The sequence below is a fragment of the Amycolatopsis rhabdoformis genome, assembly GCF_035918295.1.
Taxonomy (GTDB): Bacteria; Actinomycetota; Actinomycetes; order Mycobacteriales; family Pseudonocardiaceae; genus Amycolatopsis; species Amycolatopsis rhabdoformis.
Genome location: NZ_CP142149.1, coordinates 10,313,738 through 10,332,020, shown reverse-complemented (window position 1 = coordinate 10,332,020; position 18,283 = coordinate 10,313,738). Strand labels below are relative to the sequence as shown.

Sequence of the window (18,283 nt, the reverse complement as noted above, 5' to 3'; positions counted from 1 at the left end):
TCCGTTCGACGAAAAGGCCCCGCTTCGGCGGGGCCTTTTTCGTTGTGTGGCAGGGCCCACGGTTTCCGGTCGGGCGCGGGTGGGACACTGCGGGACGTGAACGCCATCCCGCAGCTGCCGCCCGAGAACGTCTTCGACTGGCTCGACACCGAAGCCGGGAAGCGGGCGGACGCGGGTCTGGTGCGGCGGCTGCGGGCGCGGCCCGCGCAGGCGGACGAGCTCGACCTCGCCGGCAACGACTACCTCGGCCTGGCCCGCGACAAGCGTGTGGTCGGCGCCGCCGCGGCCGCCGCCATGCGCTGGGGCGCGGGCGCCACCGGCTCCCGGCTCGTCACCGGCTCGACGGAGCTGCACGCGGAGCTGGAACTCGAGCTCGCGCGCTTCTGCGGCGCCCAGGCTGCCCTGGTGTTCTCCTCGGGCTTCGCGGCCAACCTCGGCGCGGTCACGGCGTTGTCCGGCGCCGAGTCGGCGATCGTCACGGACAAGTACATCCACGCGTCGCTCATCGAAGGCTGCCGCCTCTCGCGCGCCGACGTGGCGGCCGTGGCCCACGCGACGCCGTCGGCGATCGAGCACGCCCTCTCCACCCGCCGCAAACCACGCGCGCTCGTGGTCACGGACTCGGTCTTCTCCGTCGACGGCGACCTCGCACCCCTGGACGAGCTCGCCCGCATCTGCCGCGCCGCCGGCGCCGCCCTGCTCGTCGACGACGCCCACGGATTCGGCGTCCTCGGCGAAGGCGGCCGCGGCGCCGTCCACGCGGCCGGCCTGTCCGCCTCGCCGGACGTGGTGACCACCCTGACCCTGTCGAAGTCCCTCGGCGCCCAGGGCGGCGCCGTCGTCGGCCCCCGGCGCGTGATCAAGCACCTGGTGGACACGGCCCGCAGCTTCATCTTCGACACGGCCCTCGCGCCGGCCAGCGCCGCCGCCGCGCTCACGGCCCTGAACGTGCTGAAGGCCGACCCCGAGCTGCCCACCCGCGTCACGGACAACGCCGGGAACATCGCCATGCAGCTCAAGGCCGCCGGCCTGCGCGCCAGCATCCCGGACGCCGCGGTGATCTCGGTCCAGGCCCCGTCCGCCGAGGCCGCCGTGGCGTGGGCCGAGTCCTGCGCGGACCAGGGCGTGCGCGTCGGCTGCTTCCGCCCGCCGTCCGTACCGGACGGCATCTCCCGCCTGCGCATCACGGTCCGCGCGGACCTCACGGAGGCGAACGTGGAGCGCGCGGTGAAGGTGATCACTTCGACGGCTCCGCGCGGCGCGGCTGCGTAGTTCTCAGCGGCTGGTTCTCGGTCGAGCGGGCACGGCGCGCGAGTGCGCGCCATTGCCATGCCACGGCCTTGGCGCCGAGGGCGTGGCTCGGCTCGCAACTCGCTCGACGGCGGACGCCTCGAACCCGGCCAGCGGCACGCGAGGACGCCCCGCCACGCCGCGGCCTTGGCGCCGAGAGCTTCGTTGCTCTCGGCAGCGCAGCGCAGCCCAGCTACCCCAGCCGGGTTCTCGGCTCCTCGTAAGGACTAACTCTTCCCGGCCGCTCGGCGCATCGTGATGTGCGGGATCCCGTCGTCCAGGAATTCGTCGCCTTCGGCCACGAAGCCGAAGCGGGCGTAGAGGCTCTGGGCGTAGGTCTGGGAGTCGAGGACGAACTCGCCCGGGGCGTCGGCCAGCGCGGCTTCCATCAGCGACGCCGCCAGGCCCTGGCCGCGCGCCGAGGCCGCCGTGACGACGCGGCCGATGCGGGAGACCCCGTCCGGGTCGGCGAGCACGCGCAGGTACGCGGTGACGCCGCCGGCGGGGTCGGCCAGCCACAGGTGCCGGGTGGTCGGGAGGAGGTCGCGGCCGTCGATGTCGGCGTACACGCACTCCTGCTCCACGACGAACACCTCGCCGCGCAGGCGGAGGATGGCGTAGAGCTGGGCGGCGGTGAGGTCAGGGCCAGTGGCTTCGAGCACCCGCCCTGCTTAACACAGCTCAGCCGAGGATCCGCTCCTGGGACTGGGCAGCGATGTCGTCGGCGAAAGCGGACACGCGGGTGTACACGCCGGGCTTGCCGGCCTTCGCGCAGCCGTCGCCGAAGGAGACGACGCCGATGAGGGTGTCGCCGACCACGAGGGGGCCGCCGGAGTCGCCCTGGCAGGCGTCGATGCCGCCGTCCGGGTAGCCGGCGCAGACCATGCTCGCCGGGTCATACGTGTCGTACGCGGTCTTGCAGGTGGTGTCGCTGACGAGCGGCACCACGGCGCTGCGCAGGTAGTCGGAGCGGTCGCCGCCGTCGGCGACGCGGCCCCAGCCGAGCACGGTGGCCTGCGTGCCGGTGTCGTAGGCCGCGCGGTCGCTCGTGGACGCGACCCGCGCCGGCCGGTACGGCAGCTGGCCGCGCACGGTCAGCACGGCGATGTCGTCGCCCTTCGTCGGGTCGGAGAAGCCCGGCGCGACCCACTCGCGCGCCACGGTGAGCACCACGCCGTCACTCGTGCGCTTGTCCTGCCGGCCCGCGACCACGCGCACGTTGTTGCTCGGCAGCGCCGCGGCGCAGTGCGCGGCCGTGGCGACCGCGGTGGAGCTCACGATCACCGCGCCGCAGAACTGGTTGCCGCTCTGGTCGGCGAGGTACACCGCGTACGGGTGGTCGGCCAGCGTCGCCTCGTCGCCGCCGACGATCCGCGGCTGCGCACCCGAGGGCGGGGTGTCCTGCGCCGACGCCGTGCTGACCGCGATCGGCACCGTCACCGCGGCCACGAGCAGGGCCCCGGCCGCGAGAAGGAGCGGACGGCGGAACTTGGCGGGCATGGGATTCCCCAATCAACGACAGTGAGCGAAGGACACGAAGATCGCGGCGCGTGAACAAGCAGCCGCGATTACCCTAAACGGAGCAGGCCCGAAATGGTGTCACTGGAACGGGTGGACTGAGCGCTCACGGAGCGCGTTTGATTTGCTGGTCCCATGCGACGGAGAGCGACGGCGGCGGCCGGCACCCTGATGGCGTTCCTGCTGGTCGGCTGCAGCACGCCGGCCCCTCCCGCGGCGCCTCGACCACCCTCACCGAGCGCGACGAGCCGGACGAGCGCGGCACTCCCGACAACCCGGACAGCGACGAGCGCGCCGCCCGTCACCTGGCAGGTGGGTGCACACCCGCTCCCCCTGCGGTCCGACGGCTTCGGCCAGATCCTCCCGACTCCACCCGAACTGGTGAACCGTTCGCTGCCGACGCGCGATTTCCTGCCGCCGCCGGAAGGAAACGTGTTCGCCTCGAAGATCTCCGCGGTGCCCGCCGACGTGCTCGCGCGCAGCACCTGGCAGGCCGCGTGCCCGGTGAAGTCGACGGACATGCGGTACGTCACGCTCTCGTTCTGGGGCTTCGACGGCCGCGCCCACACCGGCGAGCTGCTCGTGAACCGCTCCGGCGCGCAGGCGCTCGTCACGGTGTTCGGCAAACTCTTCGCCGCGCGGTTCCCGATCGAGGAGATGCGCGTGACCTCGCCCGCGGAGCTCGACGCGGCGCCCACCGGCGACGGCAACGACACGAGCGCCTTCGTCTGCCGCCCGGTGCGCGGTGAGACCAATTGGTCGGCCCACGCCTACGGGCTGGCGGTGGACGTGAACCCGTTCTGCAACCCGTACACGAAGGGACCGCTCGTGCTGCCGGAACTGGCGTCGGCGTACCTGGACCGTTCACGGGTGCGGCCGGGCATGGTGGTGGCGGGCGGACCGGTCGTGCGGGACTTCGCCGCCGTAGGCTGGAGCTGGGGCGGGGCGTGGACCTCGCCGGTCGACCGGATGCACTTCACAGCCACCGGGCACTGATCACGGGAACACCGCGTCGCGGGCTTCGGTTGACTAGGCTGGGAACGCTCGTTCTACGGCTTTCGGAGGAAGACTGTGCCGCACTACGACCTGGTGATCGTCGGGACCGGATCGGGGAACTCGATCCTCGACCCGCGCTTCGCCGACCTGAAGACGGCGATCGTCGAAAAGGGGACGTTCGGCGGCACGTGCCTCAACGTGGGCTGCATCCCGACCAAGATGTTCGTCTACGCCGCCGATGTGGCCGCGACGCCTTCGCACAGCTCGCGCCTCGGCGTGGACGAAGAGCTCAACGGCGTGCGCTGGCCCGAGATCCGCGACCGCGTCTTCGGCCGCATCGACCCGATCGCCGCGGGCGGCGCGGAGTACCGCAAGAACCACGAGGACAACAAGAACGTCGACGTCTACCAAGGCGAAGGCCGCTTCACCGGGATGAAGGAGCTGCGCGTCAGCTTCTCCGACGGCCGGCCCGACGAGGTCCTCACGGCCGACCGCTTCGTGCTCGCCGCCGGCGGGCGACCGGTGGTGCCGGACATTCCCGGCCTCGAAGAGACCGGTTACCACACCTCCGACTCGATCATGCGGCTCGACGCCCTGCCCCGCCGCATCACCATCCTCGGCGGCGGCTACATCGCGGCGGAGTTCGCGCACGTGTTCGCGTCGTTCGGCGTGGACGTGACCGTGGTCCTGCGCTCGGGCGCGATGGTGCGCGGCGAGGACGAAGACGTGAGCGCCCGCTTCACCGAGCTGGCCGCGGAGCGCTTCGACCTGCGCCGTGACCGCAAGGTCGTGAGCGCGCGCCGCGAAGGTGACACGGCCGTGCTCGAACTCGAAGGCCCGCAAGGCGCCGAGACGCTCGAGACCGACCTCATCCTGGTCGCCATCGGCCGCCGGCCCAACTCCGATCTGCTCGACGTCGCCGCCACCGGCGTCACCACGAAGCCCAGCGGCCACGTGGTCGTCGACGCGCACCAGGAGACGGTGGTGCCGGGCATCTACGCACTCGGCGACATCTCCTCGCCGTACGAGCTCAAGCACGTCGCGAACCACGAAAGCCGTGTGGTGCAACACAACCTGCTCCACCCGGACGACCGCATGGAGGCCGACCACCGCTTCGTGCCGCACGCGATCTTCTCCTCGCCGCAGATCGCCTCCGTCGGCCTGACCGAGCAGGACGCGCGCGCCCAGGGCGTGTCCTACGTCGTGTCCAAACAGGACTACGCCGGCATCGCGTACGGCTGGGCGATGGAAGACACGACCGGCTTCGCGAAGCTGCTCGCCGACCCGGCCACCGGCCAGCTCCTCGGCGCCCACATCATCGGCCCGCAGGCGTCCTCGGTGATCCAGCCGCTCATCCAGGGCATGAGCTTCGGCGTTGACGCCCGCGCCCTGGCGCGCGGCCAGTACTGGATCCACCCGGCGATGCCGGAGCTGATCGAGAACGCGCTGCTGAACCTGCCACTGGACTGACGGGTACCCACGGAAAAGGCCGCCCCGCTCGATGGTCGAGCAGGGCGGCCTTTCTCATGAGTACGAACGCGGCTCAGACGTACCGGGCCCGGCCCGCCAGGAACCCGAAGAACATCTGCGCGCACGTCACGGCCATGAGGACGATCAGCGACACGGTCCAGCTGCCGGTTGCGTCGTGGAGGAGGCCGAACACGAAGGGGCCGACGGCGGCCAGGAGGTAGCCGTAGCCCTGGGCCATGCCGGAGAGGCGGGCGGTGTCGGCGCCGGAGCGGGCGCGCAGGGCGATCACGGTGAGGGCGAGCGAGAACACGCTCATGCCGATGCCGACGAGCACACTCCAGAGCAGCGGCGAGGCGCTCGGCGCGATCAGCAGGCCGGCCATCCCGGCGAGGCCGCACAGGCCCATGCCGACGATCCACCAGCTCTGCGTGCCCTGGCGGGCGGCCACCGGCGGGATCACGAGGCTGATCGGCACGGCGATCACGGAGATCAGGCCGAGCAGCAGGCCCGCGTCGCCCTTGCTCACGCCGGAGTCGATGAACACCTGCGGCAGCCAGCCCATGACCACGTAGGCGATGAACGCCTGCAGCCCGAAGAAGATCGTGACGATCCAGGCGAGCGGGCTGCGCAGGAGCGACCGGCCGCCGGCGCCGGCCGCCATGGGCTTCGGGGCGCGGCCGGTGCCCCGCACGGCGATGAACCACACCACCAGCGCGATCGCGCCGAGCACCGCCCACGAGCCGAGCGACTCGCGCCAGCCGCCCAGCGCCGTCTCCAGCGGGGGGCTCGCGGCGGAACCGGCCGCGCCGCCGCCTTGCAGCGCGGCCGTGTAGACGCCGGTCATCATGCCGACGCGCGCCGGGAAGGAATCCTTGATCACCACGGGGATGAGGACGTTGATCAGGGCGATGCCGGCCGTCGCGACGAGGGTGCCGCCGAGGACCACGAACGGGCCGTCGACCACCCGCAGCACCAGCCCGGCCGTGAGCACCGCCAGGGCGAACCCGATCGCCGAGCCGATGCCGATCCGGCGCGACAGCAGGGGCGCCAGCATGCCCGCGCCGGCGAAACACAGGCCCGGCAACGTGGTGAGCACGCTCGCCCAGATCGCCGACGCACCGAGGCCGCCGCGCATCTCCGCGAGCAGCGGGCCGACGCTCGTGATGGCCGGGCGCAGGTTCAGCGCCGTGAGCACCACGGCCACGGCGAGCAGCGCACCACCGGCGATCACCCCGGGCCGGCGCACGCGGCCGGTCTCCTCTTCGAGCGCGCCCTCGAGCTCGAGCTCCAGGCGATCGGAGTAGGACGCGGGGCGTGGGGTGGGATCCCAGGAATCGACGGACACGTCCGCTACTATCGCATACATAGGATGATTGGATGAAGGGATTAATCCTGTGCCTCTCGCCACCACCCGGCGCGCGGGCCTGGTCGACCAGGTCATCGACCAGCTGCGCGACGCGATCGCACAGGGGGAATGGCCGGTCGGACAGCGCATCCCCACCGAGCCGGCGCTGGTCGCCCAGCTCGGCGTCGGCCGCAACACCGTGCGCGAGGCCGTGCGCGCGCTCGCGCACACCGGCATCCTCGAGGTCCGCCAGGGCGACGGCACGTACGTGCGCGCCACCAGCGAGGTCTCCGGCGCCCTGCGCCGGCTGTGCGGCACGGAGCTGCGCGAGGTCCTGCAGGTCCGCCGCACCCTGGAAGTCGAAGGCGCCCGCCTCGCCGCCACGGCCCGCACCGACGAGGACCTCGCGCACCTGCGCGTACTCCTCGACCGCCGCGACCGCGAGCAGCTCGAGGGCCGCGTCGAAGACTTCGCCCACACCGACGCCGAGTTCCACCTCGAGATCGTCCGATGTGGACACAACGGCCTGCTGTTCGAGCTCTACCGCGGCCTGATGGAGGCCATCACCGCCAGCGTCGCCGCCACCTACGAGGCCCCCGACCACGCCGAGGTCATCAAGCACCGCGGCCTCGTCGACGCCATCGAAGCCCGCGACCCCGACCGCGCGGGCGCCGAAGCGGGCGACTTCCTGGACGAGCTGCTGGCGCGGGCGGAGGAGACCGGCAAAACGAAGGACTGAACCGCCGGGCCCGCGCAGCGGTCGACCGGGCCACGCCGCCGAACCCGACGAAAACCGCGCCCGTCGACACCGGCCCCACCATGGATCACCGCGGCGGTCAGGGCCTCGACCAGCCGGCCGAGCACCGTGCCCGCCTGCCCCTGTGGCCGCTTCGCGAGCGGCGCGCGGCACTTCAAGATCAGGCCGCGTTGCGAGAGGTACCGCTGCTCCGTCTTGTGCGGCACGGGTCGCCGTCTTGCCTCGCGGTCCCGAAGGCGACCGGGTTCGTCCTGGACCACCAACGCCACCCGATGAACGGCCTCACCCACCCGCGGGAGACTTGAACGTGAAAGTCTCTCGGATAAGTTGCGGTCACCTCCACCACGCGCGAGAGTTCGATCACCATCTCCCGGACGAAGACGAAGAGGTCACCTCGTGCGCCGTTCGCCCCTTGTCGTGCTGCTGGTGATCGCCGGGCTGGTGGCCGGTGCCACCGCCGCGACCGCGAGTACTCCGAAGTTCACCAAGTACGTGTCGCTCGGCGACTCGTACACCGCCGGGCCGCTGATCCCGTGGCAGCAGGCCAGCTGGTGTTTCCGCTCGAACAACAACTACCCGTCCTGGCTCGCAACGCGGCTCGGGATCTACGACGAGGCCGGCGCGTTCACGGACGTGAGCTGTTCGTCGGCAGACACCTCGAACATGACGCAGCCGCAGGTCACGCCGTCGCCGAGCATTCCGTTGTCCACGCAGGAGCCGCAGTTCGACGCGCTGCACGCGGACACCGACCTGGTCACCATCGGCATCGGCGGCAACGACGACAGCGTGTTCGGCGACCTCACCGGCACCTGCCCCACGCTGCGCGCGCAGGACCCCACCGGCGCGCCCTGCCAGGAGCGCTACACGGTGAACGGCGTGGACACCATGGCGACCGCCGTGCAAGCGACCGGGCGCAACGTCGCGCAGGTCGTGAAAGGCGTGAAGGACCGCTCCCCCGCCGCGACGATCGTGCTCGTCGGCTACCCGCGGCTGGTGCCGCCGACGGGGACGTGCCCGAGCGTGATCCCGTTCGCCGACGGTGACTACCGCTGGGCCGACGGCATCGAGCAGCAGCTCAACGCCGCTATCGCCGGTGCCGCCGCGAGCGAGGGCGTGAAGTACGTGGACACCTACGGCCCCAGTCTCGGCCACGACGCGTGCGCCGGAGCCGAGGCGTGGGTCAACGGCCAGAGCACGAACCTGTTCGAAGCCGTGGCCTACCACCCGTTCCGCGCCGGTATGAAAGCCGAAGCGGCCCTGATCGCGAAGGCACTGGGCGTGCCGGCGAAGAGCCTCAAGACGCCGGCTCCGCGCAGCACGGCCGATGCCCGTCAGCTGGCGAAGGCGGCGCACCTCACGGGAGCGTGAGGATCTCCGCGCCGTCGGCCGTGACCACGAGGGTGTGCTCGAACTGGGCCGTCCACTTCTTGTCCTTCGTGGTCACGGTCCAGTTGTCGTCCCACACGTCGTAGTCGATGGTGCCGAGGGTGATCATCGGCTCGATCGTGAAGGTCATGCCCTCCTCGATCAGCGTGTGCACCGAGGGCTCCTCGTAGTGCAGCACGGTCGGCGCCGTGTGGAACGCGGGGCCGACACCGTGGCCGGTGAAGTCGCGGACCACGCCGTAGTCGAAGCGCTTGGCGTAGGCCTCGATCACGCGGCCGATCACGTTCAGCTGCCGGCCCGGCCGCACGGCCTTGATGGCGCGCGCGGTGGCTTCCCGCGTGCGCTCGACGAGCAGCTTCGCCTCCTCGGAGACGTCACCGGCTAGGAAGGTGGCGTTGCAGTCGCCGTGGACAGCCCCGATGAAGGCGGTGACGTCGATGTTGCAGATGTCGCCGTCCTCGATCACGGTCGAGTCGGGGATGCCGTGGCAGATCACCTCGTTGAGCGAGGTGCAGCAGGACTTCGGGAAGCTGCGGTAGCCCAGCGTCGACGGGTAGGCGTGGTGGTCGAGCAGGTACTCGTGCACCACGTTGTCGATGTCGTCGGTGGTGGCGCCGGGCTTCACGGCCTTGCCGCCCTCTTCCAGCGCCTGCGCGGCGATCCGCGAAGCCACGCGCATGGCCTCGATCACCTCGGGGGTGCGCACACCGTTGCCGGTGTCCCGCTTCGGCGCCGGCCGGTCGACGTACTCGGGGCGGGCGATGTCGGCGGGAACGGCGCGGCGGGGGGTCTGGACGCCGGGCTTCAACGGGGCACGAACGGACATGCTCTCCAGACTACGACGTCACTTCGCGGCCACGCCCGCGAGGAACCGGTGAGCCGCTTCCACGGCCGGTTTCGACGACCCCGCGTCGGTGAGCAGCACCGCGAACGCCAGGTCGCCCTGATAGCCGACGAACCAGCCGTGGGAGTGCGTGCCGTCGCCGAACTGGGCCGTGCCGGTCTTGCCGCGCACGTCGGGCAGGTCACGCAGGCCGGTGGCGGTGCCGGTGGTCACCACGTCGCGCATCATCGAGCGCACGGCGTCGAGCACCTCCGGTCGCGGCGCCGGGCCGAGGCCGGTGACCTTGCCCGGCTGCCCGCGCACGAGCGACGGCGTGGGCACCTTCCCCGACTGCACGGCCGCGGCCGCGAGCGCCATCCCGAACGGGCTCGTGACCACCGTCCCCTGTCCGAAGCCGTTTTCCGCGCGCTGCACCACGGAGCCGGCCGGCGGCACGGAGCCGGTGACGGTGGTGAGGCCGGGGATCACGAAGTCGGCGCCGATGCCGAGCGAGCGCGCCGCGTCGGTGAGCGCGGTCGGTGACAGACCGGCCGAGAGCTGGGCGAACGTGGTGTTGCACGACTGCGCGAACGCCTTCGCCAGCGGCACCGTGCCCAGGTCGAAGCGGCCTTCGTTCGGCACCAGGCGGCCTTCGAACGTGGTCGTGCCCGGGCAGGCCACCGGTGAGTCGACCTTCACGCGCCCGGCGCCGAGCGCGGCCGTGGCGGTCACGATCTTGAACGTGGAGCCCGGCGGGAAGCGGCCGGTGAGCGCGAGCGGCCCCTGCTCGTCGGCCGGCTCGTTCTGCGCGACGGCCAGCAGCTGTCCCGTCGAGGGCTGCAGCGCCACGAGCGCGGCGGCGGTCTTCACGGGCGCCAGCGCCTGCTCGGCGGCGGTCTGCAGGTGCGTGCTCAGCGTGCTGGTGACGGCCGGCGGCGCCTTCGGGGCCACGGCGTAGAGCTCGCTGGCTTCGCTGCCGGTGACGTCGAGCGACACGATGCGCCAGCCCGCGCCGCCCGCGGCCTGCTGCTCGACCATGGTGCGCAGAACGGGCAGGATCTGGCGGCCGGTGTCGCGGTTGTCGGGCAGGAGGCGTTCCTGGCTGGTGAAGCGGACGCCGGGCAGGTCGTAGATGGTGGGCTTCACCTGCTCGTAGTCGGTGTCGCGCAAGGAAAGCACCGGGTAGGCGGAGCCGGGTTTGGTGGCCTTGATGCCGTCGAGCACGGAGCGGCCGGTGACCGTGGGCTCGAAGCGGTGCAGCGCCGAGCCGAGCTTGCTCGCCACGGCGCCGGTGTTGCCCGTTTTCGCCGGGTCCACCACCACGCCGATCACGGTCTGCGGGCGCAGCAGCGGGAACCCGTCGCGGTCGAGCACGGGCGCGGGCTCGGCCGGGTCGGCCTCGATCGCGATGCTCTGCTGCGGCGCGAGCTGCGGGTGCACGACGGTGGGCTGCCAGTGGACCTGCCAGCCGTCCTCGGTGGAGCGCAGCTGCGCGTCGGAGGTGTAGGTCCAGGTGCGGCCCTTGGGCAGGTGCCAGGTGAGGCGGTAGCCGCCGGTGGCGGTGTCGCCGGACTTCTTCACGGATTCGTCGGTCGCGTCGATCGACTCGGGTTTCAGCGCCGTGCGGACCTGGGTGAGGAGCGTTTTGGCAGCGTCGGGTGAGTCGGTGCGCGCGGCGGCGCCGGCGACGTCACCGGTGCCGACGGCGGTGAGGAAGGCGGCGAGGGTGTCTTCCGGGCCGTCGGAGGAGAAGAGTCCGCAGCCGGCCAGGGGCAGGACGGTGAGGAGGGTGACGGTGAGGGCCGCTGCTTTTCGGTGTGCCCGACCGGGTGCCATGAGTCGGATCGAACCAGCCCGGCCGGTGCGTTCCGGGTCGAAACGCCGACCCGGAAGGGCGAATCGGGTTCGGCGCTGGTTGAGAACACGACGGCTTCAGAACAACACGGTGGCGTACTGGCCGACCTGCTGGAACCCGATGCGCCGGTAGGCGGCGAGCGCGGGGGCGTTGAACGCGTTCACGTACAGGCTCGCGGTGCGGCCGAGACCGTGCACGAGCCGGTTGACGACCGCGGCCGTGCCGGCGGTGCCGAGGCCCCCGCTGCGGCGTTCCGGGTGCACCCAGACGCCCTGGATCTGGCCGACGCCCGCGGACATCGCACCGATCTCGGCCTTGAACACGACCTCGCCGTCCTCGAACCGCGCGAACGCGCGCCCGGTCGCGATCAGCTCGCTCACGCGGGCGCGGTAGCTGGCCCCGCCGTCTCCGCTGCGCGGGTCGACGCCCACCTCTTCGATGAACATCGCCACGGCCGCGGGCAGGTACCGATCCAGCTCGTCCGGCCGCACCGCGCGCACCCGCGGGTCGGCTTTCACCAGCGGGTTTCCGTCGAGTGCCATCAGCGGCTGGTCACCGCGCACCTCGCGCGCGGGGCCCCATTCGCTCTGCAGCTCGTCCCACAGCCCCAGCACCTGCTCGGCCGGCCCGACGAGCGACGAGCACGTGCGCTGCCTCCGCAACGCCCGATCCGCGAACGACCGCAACGCCGACGCGTTGCCGCGCAAGGGAATCAGGTTCGGCCCGGCGAAACACAGGCCTTGGAAGCGCGTGGACCGCCCCGGGCGCCCGTCGGCGGCCCAGAGCTCGCCACCGAGCCGCCAGGGGTCGAGGCCCGCGGCCTCGACCCTGGCGCTGACCATGCAGCTGCTCACCGGGTCGGCGGCCAGTGCGGCGCGCACTGCCGGATAGTCCCGATCGTCGAGCAGCCGTGCACCTGCAAGCCGCAACACGCTGTCCAGAGTGCCAGATGACGCGGATGAACGGAACGCAAGCCCACCGACACGCTCAGATGAACGGCACAATCGGACCATGCAGCGCTACACCTACAAGGTCGTCGAACTCCGCGAGAAGCTCCTGGGCGGCAAAATGTCGGGCGACAAGCTGGAACGCATCCTGAACGACCACGCCCGCGACGGGTGGCAACTGAAGGCCATCACCTCGGCGGATGTGAAGGGGCGGATGGGGCCGGGAGGGGTGGACGGGTTGCTGGTGACGTTCGAGCGACCGGTCCAGTAGGCCGCTTGGGGGTTCTGGATGCCTGGCCCCGCCAAGCCCGCATTGGGCAGCTATCCGCAGGTCTCGGCTCACACCTCGCCACCTCACGGCGCGGTACGCGCTACCTCGCGGCGCACAACCGACCCGGAGCCGACACTCCGGCGGCAACCTTCGCGCGCCCGACTCACGAGACCGCCTGCCCGGCGCGGCGACCGCCCTTCGGTTGAGCACCCCTGCGAGGCCCGACGACGGCCGGAAGCACGCCCGAACCACACCCCCGAAGTCAGCAACTCGAGCAAGAGCGCCGCTTCAAGCGCCCCGGTAACTGCCGATCGTCCAGCTGTTGCCCTCCGGGTCGCGCAGGCTGAAGGTGTGCGAGCCGTACTCCGTGTCGTGCAGGCCCAGTGTCACCTCGGCGCCGGCGGCGCGCACGCGGTCGTGGATCTCGTCCACGCGGTCGGAGACCACGTAGACCGCGCCGGTGCCCGGTTTCATCGCGTCGTGGACGTCGTCGGTGGGGCCGCCGGTGCTGCCGAGCATCATGGCGCCGCCTTCGGGCCAGCGGAGTTCGGCGTGGGCGATGGCGCGGTCGGGGCCGCCGGGGACGACGAGGGTTTCCTCGAAGCCGAGGACGTCGACGAGGAAGCGGACGGCCGCGGGGGCGTCGTCGTAGCGGAGGGCGGGCCAGACGGTCGGTTGAGGTGTCATGCGGAGGAGTCTGGCTCCGCGCCCGAACCGTCGTCTTGGAGAAACGGGAGTTCCTCCGCGATCCACGTCCGAGGGGAGCACCCCGCCAGCGCCCGCCACTCGTTCGACAGGTGGGCCTGGTCGTAGTAGCCCGCGGTGACGGCCACGGAGGCCAGGTCCAGGCAGCCGGCGCGGAGCAGCCGGCCCGCGTGTTCGAAGCGCAGCACGCGGGCGGCCTGTTTGGGGGCCAGGCCGAGTTCCGCGCGGAAGCGTTCGCCCAGGTGGCGGCGGCTCCAGCCGACCTCCGAGGCCAGGGTGGAGACGCGCACGGAGCCCCGGGAGCGGCGCAGCTGCCGCCAGGCCTCGTTCAGTTCCGACGGCACCCGGGAAACATCAGCCCCGCCGGCCAGCACCTCGTCCAGCACCGCGAACCGCGACTCCCAATCCGGCAGCGAGTGCAGGCGCGCAGGCAGCGAACGCCAGGCCCCGCCGAGGTCGGCCACGTCCACCACCCGCCCGCTCAGCTCCGCCGCCGTGACGCCGAGCAGCGCGCGCACGCCGAGCGGGTCCAGCTCCACGTGCAGCCCGCGTTGCACCCGGTCCTGCGTGATCAGCGCGGGTGAGGTGTGCAGCCCGCCGACCAGCCCCTGCAACGACCCCGCACCGGGCAGGCCGGCGAACCGGATCGGCTGCTCGAGGCTCACGATGAGCGTGACGTGCCGCGAAGGCAGGCCGCGGTGCACGGGCAGCGTCACGTCGTCCTGGGCGTAGCCGACGTAGCGCGTGACCAGGGGCCGCAGCGCGGGGTGCGGCAAGCGGGTGGCCCAGCTGTGACTCACCTGACCAGCGTAGGCCGCGGAGCACCGATTTCTGCTACCACGGAGGCAGCACAGCCAAGCGGGGGCCACCGGAGAAAGGAACCGCCGGAGTGTCGATCCAGGAGCAGGCCCAGCAGCTCGAACTGCTGGCCGACCAGGTGCCCACCGGCATCGCCCTCGCGACGAAGGACGAGCTGGCGGAGCTGCAGTCCCAGGTGCTCGGGCTGCTCGGCGAGACGGCCACCGCCACGTCGATCCAAGGGGCCATCCAGCTGGCGAGCAGGCAGATCGACGACGTCGCCGCCGCGCTCGAAAACGTGCGCATGCAGATCAGGGACGCCGCCCAGCACCACCTGCAGGGCTGAACAGCAACAAAAAGAGCCGGCCCCGGCGGAAACCGGGGCCGGCGACAAGAACGAAACCTCAGCCGACGGTGACGCTCGGCGAACCCTCGCCGATGCCTTCGCCCGCTTCCTCGGCGATGCGCATGGCCTCTTCGATCAGGGTCTCCACGATCGCGTGCTCGGGCACGGTCTTGATGACCTCGCCCTTCACGAAGATCTGGCCCTTGCCGTTGCCGGACGCGACACCCAGGTCGGCCTCGCGGGCCTCACCCGGACCGTTCACGACGCAGCCCATCACGGCGACGCGCAGCGGGATCTCCATGCCCTCCAGACCGGCCGTGACCTGGTCGGCGAGCGTGTAGACGTCCACCTGAGCACGCCCGCACGACGGGCAGGACACGATCTCGAGCTTGCGCGGCCGCAGGTTGAGCGACTGCAGGATCTGCGCGCCGACCTTCACCTCTTCGACCGGCGGGGCCGAGAGCGACACGCGGATGGTGTCGCCGATGCCCTGGCGCAGCAGCGCGCCGAACGCGACGGCCGACTTGATCGTGCCCTGGAACGCGGGCCCGGCCTCGGTCACGCCGAGGTGCAGCGGGTAGTCGCACTGCTCGGCGAGCAGCTCGTAGGCGCGCACCATGACCACCGGGTCGTTGTGCTTCACCGAGATCTTGATGTCGTGGAAGTCGTGCTCGGCGAAGAGCGAGGCCTCCCACATGGCCGACTCGGCCAGCGCCTCGGGCGTGGCCTTGCCGTACTTCTCGAGCAGGCGCTTGTCGAGGGAACCGGCGTTGACGCCGATGCGGATCGGCGTGCCGTGGTCCTTCGCGGCCTGCGCGATCTCCTTCACCTGGTCGTCGAACTTGCGGATGTTGCCCGGGTTCACGCGCACGGCCGCGCACCCGGCCTCGATCGCGGCGAACACGTACTTGGGCTGGAAGTGGATGTCGGCGATCACCGGGATCTGCGACTTCTTCGCGATCGCGGGCAGCGCCTCGGCGTCGTCGGCCGACGGGCACGCGACCCGGACGATGTCGCAGCCGGCCGCGGTGAGCTCGGCGATCTGCTGGAGGGTGGCGTTGACGTCGGAGGTCAGCGTCGTCGTCATCGACTGGACGGAGATGGGGAAGTCGCTGCCGACACCGACGGAACCCACGTGGAGCTGGCGGGTCTTGCGGCGCTCGGCGAGGACGGGGGGCGGCAGAGCGGGCATACCTAGCGCGACGGTCACGTCCCCAGCCTACCTACTCCATCCGGCCCTGTTTCAACGAAGTCAACCGTCACGGTGAGCAGTGTTACCCCCGGTCGGGGGCCCACCGGCCGGGTGCTGCCCCGACCGGTGGGACGCGCTACTGCAACCGAATCGGGTTCACGATGTCGGCTGTGACCGTCAGTAGAGTGATGCCACCGCCGATCACGACCAGCACCATCGTGATGGCCGAGAGCTTCGTGTAGTCCACCGGTCCGCCCGCCGCCTTGCCGCGCAGGCCGCGCAGCCAGTCGCGCACCTTCTCGTACCAGACGACGGCGATGTGCCCGCCGTCCAGCGGCAACAGCGGCAGCAGGTTGAACACGCCGATGAAGAAGTTGAGGCTGGCCAGCAGGAAGAAGAAGATCTGCCACAGGCCCTGCTCCACCGCCTCGCCGCCGATCCGGCTCGCGCCGACGACGCTGACCGGGCCGTTGGGGTCGCGCTCGCCGCCGAAGATGGCGCTCACGATGCCCGGCACACGCTCCGGGAACTGCACGAGCCGCACCGCGGTCTGGGCGAACATGTCGCCGGTGAAGACGAACGTGGCCGGCACCGCTTCGAGGCCGTTGTAGTGCAGCATCGCGGGCGGGACCTGCGGCGTGACGCCGATCATGCCGATCGTGGACACCTTGTTGTCCGCACCCAGTCGCGCGAGCCGCGGGACGTCCACGGTGAGCGTGACCTGCTGGTCACCGCGCTGCACGACGAACTTCGTCGGCCCGTTGGCGCTCTGGATCTTCTGCTGCAGGCCGGTCCAGCTGGTGGCCGGCTGGCCGTTCACCGAGAGGACCTTGTCCCCCGCCTTCAGCCCGCCCGCGTCGGCCGGCCGCAGCGCGCCCGGCGGGCAGCTGACGTCGTCGAGCTGCTGCAGCGTGGTGGCCGCGTGGGCGCACGACGTGCCGCCGACCACCGGGTCGAGCTTGTTGTAGTCGAGGTTGTTCAGCGCCAGGTTCGGCAGGCCGAACGTGATCGCCATCAGGTACAGCACGACCAGGCCGAGGATGAAGTGCGTGATCGAGCCCGCCGACATCACGACGGTGCGCTTCCACGTCTTGAACCGCCACATCGCGCGCGGCGCCTCGTCGGGCGTCACCTCGTCGAGCGCGGTCATGCCGGCGATGTCGCAGAACCCGCCGAGCGGGATCCACTTGGCGCCGTACTCGGTCTCGCCGCGGCGGAACGAGAAGATGGTGGGCCCGAAACCGATGAAGTACCGGCGCACCTTCATGCCGAACATCTTGGCCGTGACCATGTGGCCGGCCTCGTGCAGCGCGACGGAGATGCAGATGCCCAGGGCGAAGAGCACCACCCCGAGAATGTTGGCGAGCACGCGCTACTTCCCCTTACCCAGCATCGATCCGGCGCGCGCCCGAGCCCAGCGCTCGGCGGCGAGTACGTCTTCGACGTCGCGCGGCTCGCGACGCCATTCGTCGGCGGCTTCCACCACCTCGGAAACAGTGTCCACAATCGACGTGAAACCGCTGTTCTGCGCGAGGAAGGCGGCCACCGCTTCCTCGTTGGCCGCGTTGTACACGGCGGGCAGGCAGCCGCCCACGGTGCCGACGTGGCGCGCGAGCTCCACCGACGGGAAGGCCTCGTTGTCGAGGGGCTCGAAAGTCCAGCTCGCGGCCGTGTCCCACGTGCAGGCCGCGGCCACGCCGGGCACGCGCTCGGGCCAGTGCAGCGCCAGCGCGATCGGCAGGCGCATGTCGGGCGGGCTGGCCTGGGCGATCGTGGACCCGTCGGTGAAGGTCACCATCGAGTGGATGATCGACTGCGGGTGCACGGTCACGTCGATGCGCTCGGGCTCGATGCCGAACAGCAGCGCGGCCTCGATCAGCTCCAGGCCCTTGTTGATCAGCGTCGCCGAGTTGATCGTGATGACCGGTCCCATCGACCACGTGGGGTGGGCCATGGCCTGCTCCACCGTGACGTCGGTCAGGTCCTCGCGCTTCTTGCCGCGGAACGGCCCGCCCGAGGCCGTGAGCACCAGGCGCGCGACCTCGTTCTCGCGCCCGGCGCGCAGGGCCTGCGCGATGGCCGAGTGCTCGGAGTCCACCGGCACGAGCTGGCCCGGCTTCGCGGCCGCGAGCACGAGCGGTCCCCCCGCGATGAGGGACTCCTTGTTGGCCAGCGCGAGCGTCGATCCGGTGGCGAGCGCCTTCAGCGTGGGGACGAGGCCCTGCGAGCCCGGCAGGGCGTTGAGGATCACGTCGACGTTCACGGCCTCGATGAGCTCCGTCACGGCGTCGGCCCCGGCGAAGATGCGCGGGATGCGGAACTCGCCCTTCGCGTAGCCGCGTTTCTGGGCCTCGGCGTAGAGCGCGAGCTGAAGGTCTTCGACCGCCGTCGGGCGGCTCACGGCGACGGCCGCCACGCCGTGGGCCAGGGCCTGCGCGGCGAGCGCCTGCGGGTCGGAACCGCCCGCGGCGATGCCCGCGACGGTGAACAGGTGGGGGTAACGGGCGGCGACGTCGAGGGCCTGTGCCCCGACGGACCCGGTCGAACCGAGCACGAGGACGCTTCGCGAGGTAGTCATCGCGCA

Annotated in this window: 18 protein-coding genes; 7 read left to right on the top strand and 11 right to left on the bottom strand. The window is 71.4% G+C overall.

Features of this window, described 5'->3' with window-relative positions; translation table 11 throughout:
- The first annotated feature begins 96 nt into the window (after window positions 1-96).
- Window positions 97-1,272, top strand: coding sequence for an 8-amino-7-oxononanoate synthase (locus VSH64_RS48115; RefSeq protein ID WP_326569420.1), 1,176 nt, complete (start codon window positions 97-99; stop codon window positions 1,270-1,272).
- 245 nt (window positions 1,273-1,517) lie between these two features.
- On the opposite strand, the gene VSH64_RS48110 is transcribed toward VSH64_RS48115, so the two are convergent.
- Window positions 1,518-1,952 carry a GNAT family N-acetyltransferase gene (locus VSH64_RS48110; RefSeq protein ID WP_326569419.1) on the bottom strand — a complete coding sequence of 145 codons (435 nt, stop codon included), beginning with the start codon at window positions 1,950-1,952 and terminating at the stop codon, window positions 1,518-1,520.
- 19 nt (window positions 1,953-1,971) lie between these two features.
- The gene (locus tag VSH64_RS48105; RefSeq protein ID WP_326569418.1) at window positions 1,972-2,790 is read right to left on the bottom strand and encodes a S1 family peptidase; all 819 of its coding nucleotides are present in this window, start codon (window positions 2,788-2,790) and stop codon (window positions 1,972-1,974) included.
- A 399-nt stretch (window positions 2,791-3,189) separates the two neighbouring features.
- Here VSH64_RS48105 and VSH64_RS48100 point away from each other — a divergent pair, with 399 nt between their 5' ends.
- On the top strand, window positions 3,190-3,804 hold the full coding sequence (locus VSH64_RS48100; RefSeq protein ID WP_326569417.1) for a M15 family metallopeptidase: 615 nt from the start codon (window positions 3,190-3,192) through the stop codon (window positions 3,802-3,804).
- A 75-nt stretch (window positions 3,805-3,879) separates the two neighbouring features.
- Window positions 3,880-5,274, top strand: coding sequence for a mycothione reductase (locus VSH64_RS48095; RefSeq protein WP_326569416.1), 1,395 nt, complete (start codon window positions 3,880-3,882; stop codon window positions 5,272-5,274).
- A 73-nt stretch (window positions 5,275-5,347) separates the two neighbouring features.
- Here VSH64_RS48095 and VSH64_RS48090 read toward each other — a convergent pair whose 3' ends face one another.
- Window positions 5,348-6,619 (bottom strand): CynX/NimT family MFS transporter, encoded by a 1,272-nt coding sequence (locus VSH64_RS48090; protein ID WP_326569415.1) that lies wholly within the window; start codon window positions 6,617-6,619, stop codon window positions 5,348-5,350.
- Window positions 6,620-6,668: 49 nt separating this feature from the next.
- Here VSH64_RS48090 and VSH64_RS48085 point away from each other — a divergent pair, with 49 nt between their 5' ends.
- Together VSH64_RS48085 and VSH64_RS48080 are read left to right on the top strand one after the other, a co-directional pair.
- The gene (locus tag VSH64_RS48085; protein WP_326569414.1) at window positions 6,669-7,358 is read left to right on the top strand and encodes a FadR/GntR family transcriptional regulator; all 690 of its coding nucleotides are present in this window, start codon (window positions 6,669-6,671) and stop codon (window positions 7,356-7,358) included.
- Window positions 7,359-7,772: 414 nt separating this feature from the next.
- Window positions 7,773-8,744, top strand: coding sequence for an SGNH/GDSL hydrolase family protein (locus tag VSH64_RS48080; protein WP_326569413.1), 972 nt, complete (start codon window positions 7,773-7,775; stop codon window positions 8,742-8,744).
- Here the strand turns inward: VSH64_RS48080 and map are convergent.
- The 3 genes from map to VSH64_RS48065 all read right to left on the bottom strand — a co-directional run bounded on the left by map (window position 8,731) and on the right by VSH64_RS48065 (window position 12,372).
- Window positions 8,731-9,588 (bottom strand): type I methionyl aminopeptidase, encoded by an 858-nt coding sequence (gene map / locus VSH64_RS48075; protein WP_326569412.1) that lies wholly within the window; start codon window positions 9,586-9,588, stop codon window positions 8,731-8,733. The two genes, VSH64_RS48080 and map, sit on opposite strands and share 14 nt — an antisense overlap.
- A gap of 18 nt (window positions 9,589-9,606) precedes the next feature.
- On the bottom strand, window positions 9,607-11,421 hold the full coding sequence (locus VSH64_RS48070; RefSeq protein ID WP_326569411.1) for a penicillin-binding transpeptidase domain-containing protein: 1,815 nt from the start codon (window positions 11,419-11,421) through the stop codon (window positions 9,607-9,609).
- A gap of 96 nt (window positions 11,422-11,517) precedes the next feature.
- Window positions 11,518-12,372: a GNAT family N-acetyltransferase gene (locus VSH64_RS48065; protein WP_326569410.1), complete on the bottom strand. Its 855-nt coding sequence runs from the start codon at window positions 12,370-12,372 to the stop codon at window positions 11,518-11,520.
- Between the two features lie 79 nt (window positions 12,373-12,451).
- On the opposite strand from VSH64_RS48065, the gene VSH64_RS48060 reads away from it, so the two are divergent.
- Window positions 12,452-12,658, top strand: coding sequence for a DUF4177 domain-containing protein (locus VSH64_RS48060; protein ID WP_326569409.1), 207 nt, complete (start codon window positions 12,452-12,454; stop codon window positions 12,656-12,658).
- A 288-nt stretch (window positions 12,659-12,946) separates the two neighbouring features.
- Here VSH64_RS48060 and VSH64_RS48055 read toward each other — a convergent pair whose 3' ends face one another.
- The gene (locus tag VSH64_RS48055) at window positions 12,947-13,345 is read right to left on the bottom strand and encodes a VOC family protein (RefSeq protein ID WP_326569408.1); all 399 of its coding nucleotides are present in this window, start codon (window positions 13,343-13,345) and stop codon (window positions 12,947-12,949) included.
- Complete coding sequence (locus VSH64_RS48050; protein ID WP_326569407.1) at window positions 13,342-14,163, bottom strand: helix-turn-helix domain-containing protein; 822 nt, start codon at window positions 14,161-14,163, stop codon at window positions 13,342-13,344. The genes VSH64_RS48055 and VSH64_RS48050 overlap by 4 nt, the downstream gene beginning before the upstream one ends.
- A gap of 89 nt (window positions 14,164-14,252) precedes the next feature.
- Between VSH64_RS48050 and VSH64_RS48045 the strand changes: the two genes are divergently transcribed.
- Complete coding sequence (locus VSH64_RS48045) at window positions 14,253-14,507, top strand: hypothetical protein (RefSeq protein ID WP_326569406.1); 255 nt, start codon at window positions 14,253-14,255, stop codon at window positions 14,505-14,507.
- Window positions 14,508-14,565: 58 nt separating this feature from the next.
- Here the strand turns inward: VSH64_RS48045 and ispG are convergent, their stop codons facing one another.
- The 3 genes from ispG to dxr all read right to left on the bottom strand — a co-directional run bounded on the left by ispG (window position 14,566) and on the right by dxr (window position 18,277).
- Window positions 14,566-15,717, bottom strand: coding sequence for a flavodoxin-dependent (E)-4-hydroxy-3-methylbut-2-enyl-diphosphate synthase (gene ispG, locus VSH64_RS48040; RefSeq protein WP_326569405.1), 1,152 nt, complete (start codon window positions 15,715-15,717; stop codon window positions 14,566-14,568).
- Between the two features lie 118 nt (window positions 15,718-15,835).
- On the bottom strand, window positions 15,836-17,068 hold the full coding sequence (locus tag VSH64_RS48035; RefSeq protein WP_326569404.1) for a M50 family metallopeptidase: 1,233 nt from the start codon (window positions 17,066-17,068) through the stop codon (window positions 15,836-15,838).
- A 3-nt stretch (window positions 17,069-17,071) separates the two neighbouring features.
- Window positions 17,072-18,277, bottom strand: coding sequence for a 1-deoxy-D-xylulose-5-phosphate reductoisomerase (gene dxr / locus VSH64_RS48030; RefSeq protein ID WP_326569403.1), 1,206 nt, complete (start codon window positions 18,275-18,277; stop codon window positions 17,072-17,074).
- Between the last annotated feature and the right edge of the window lie 6 nt (window positions 18,278-18,283).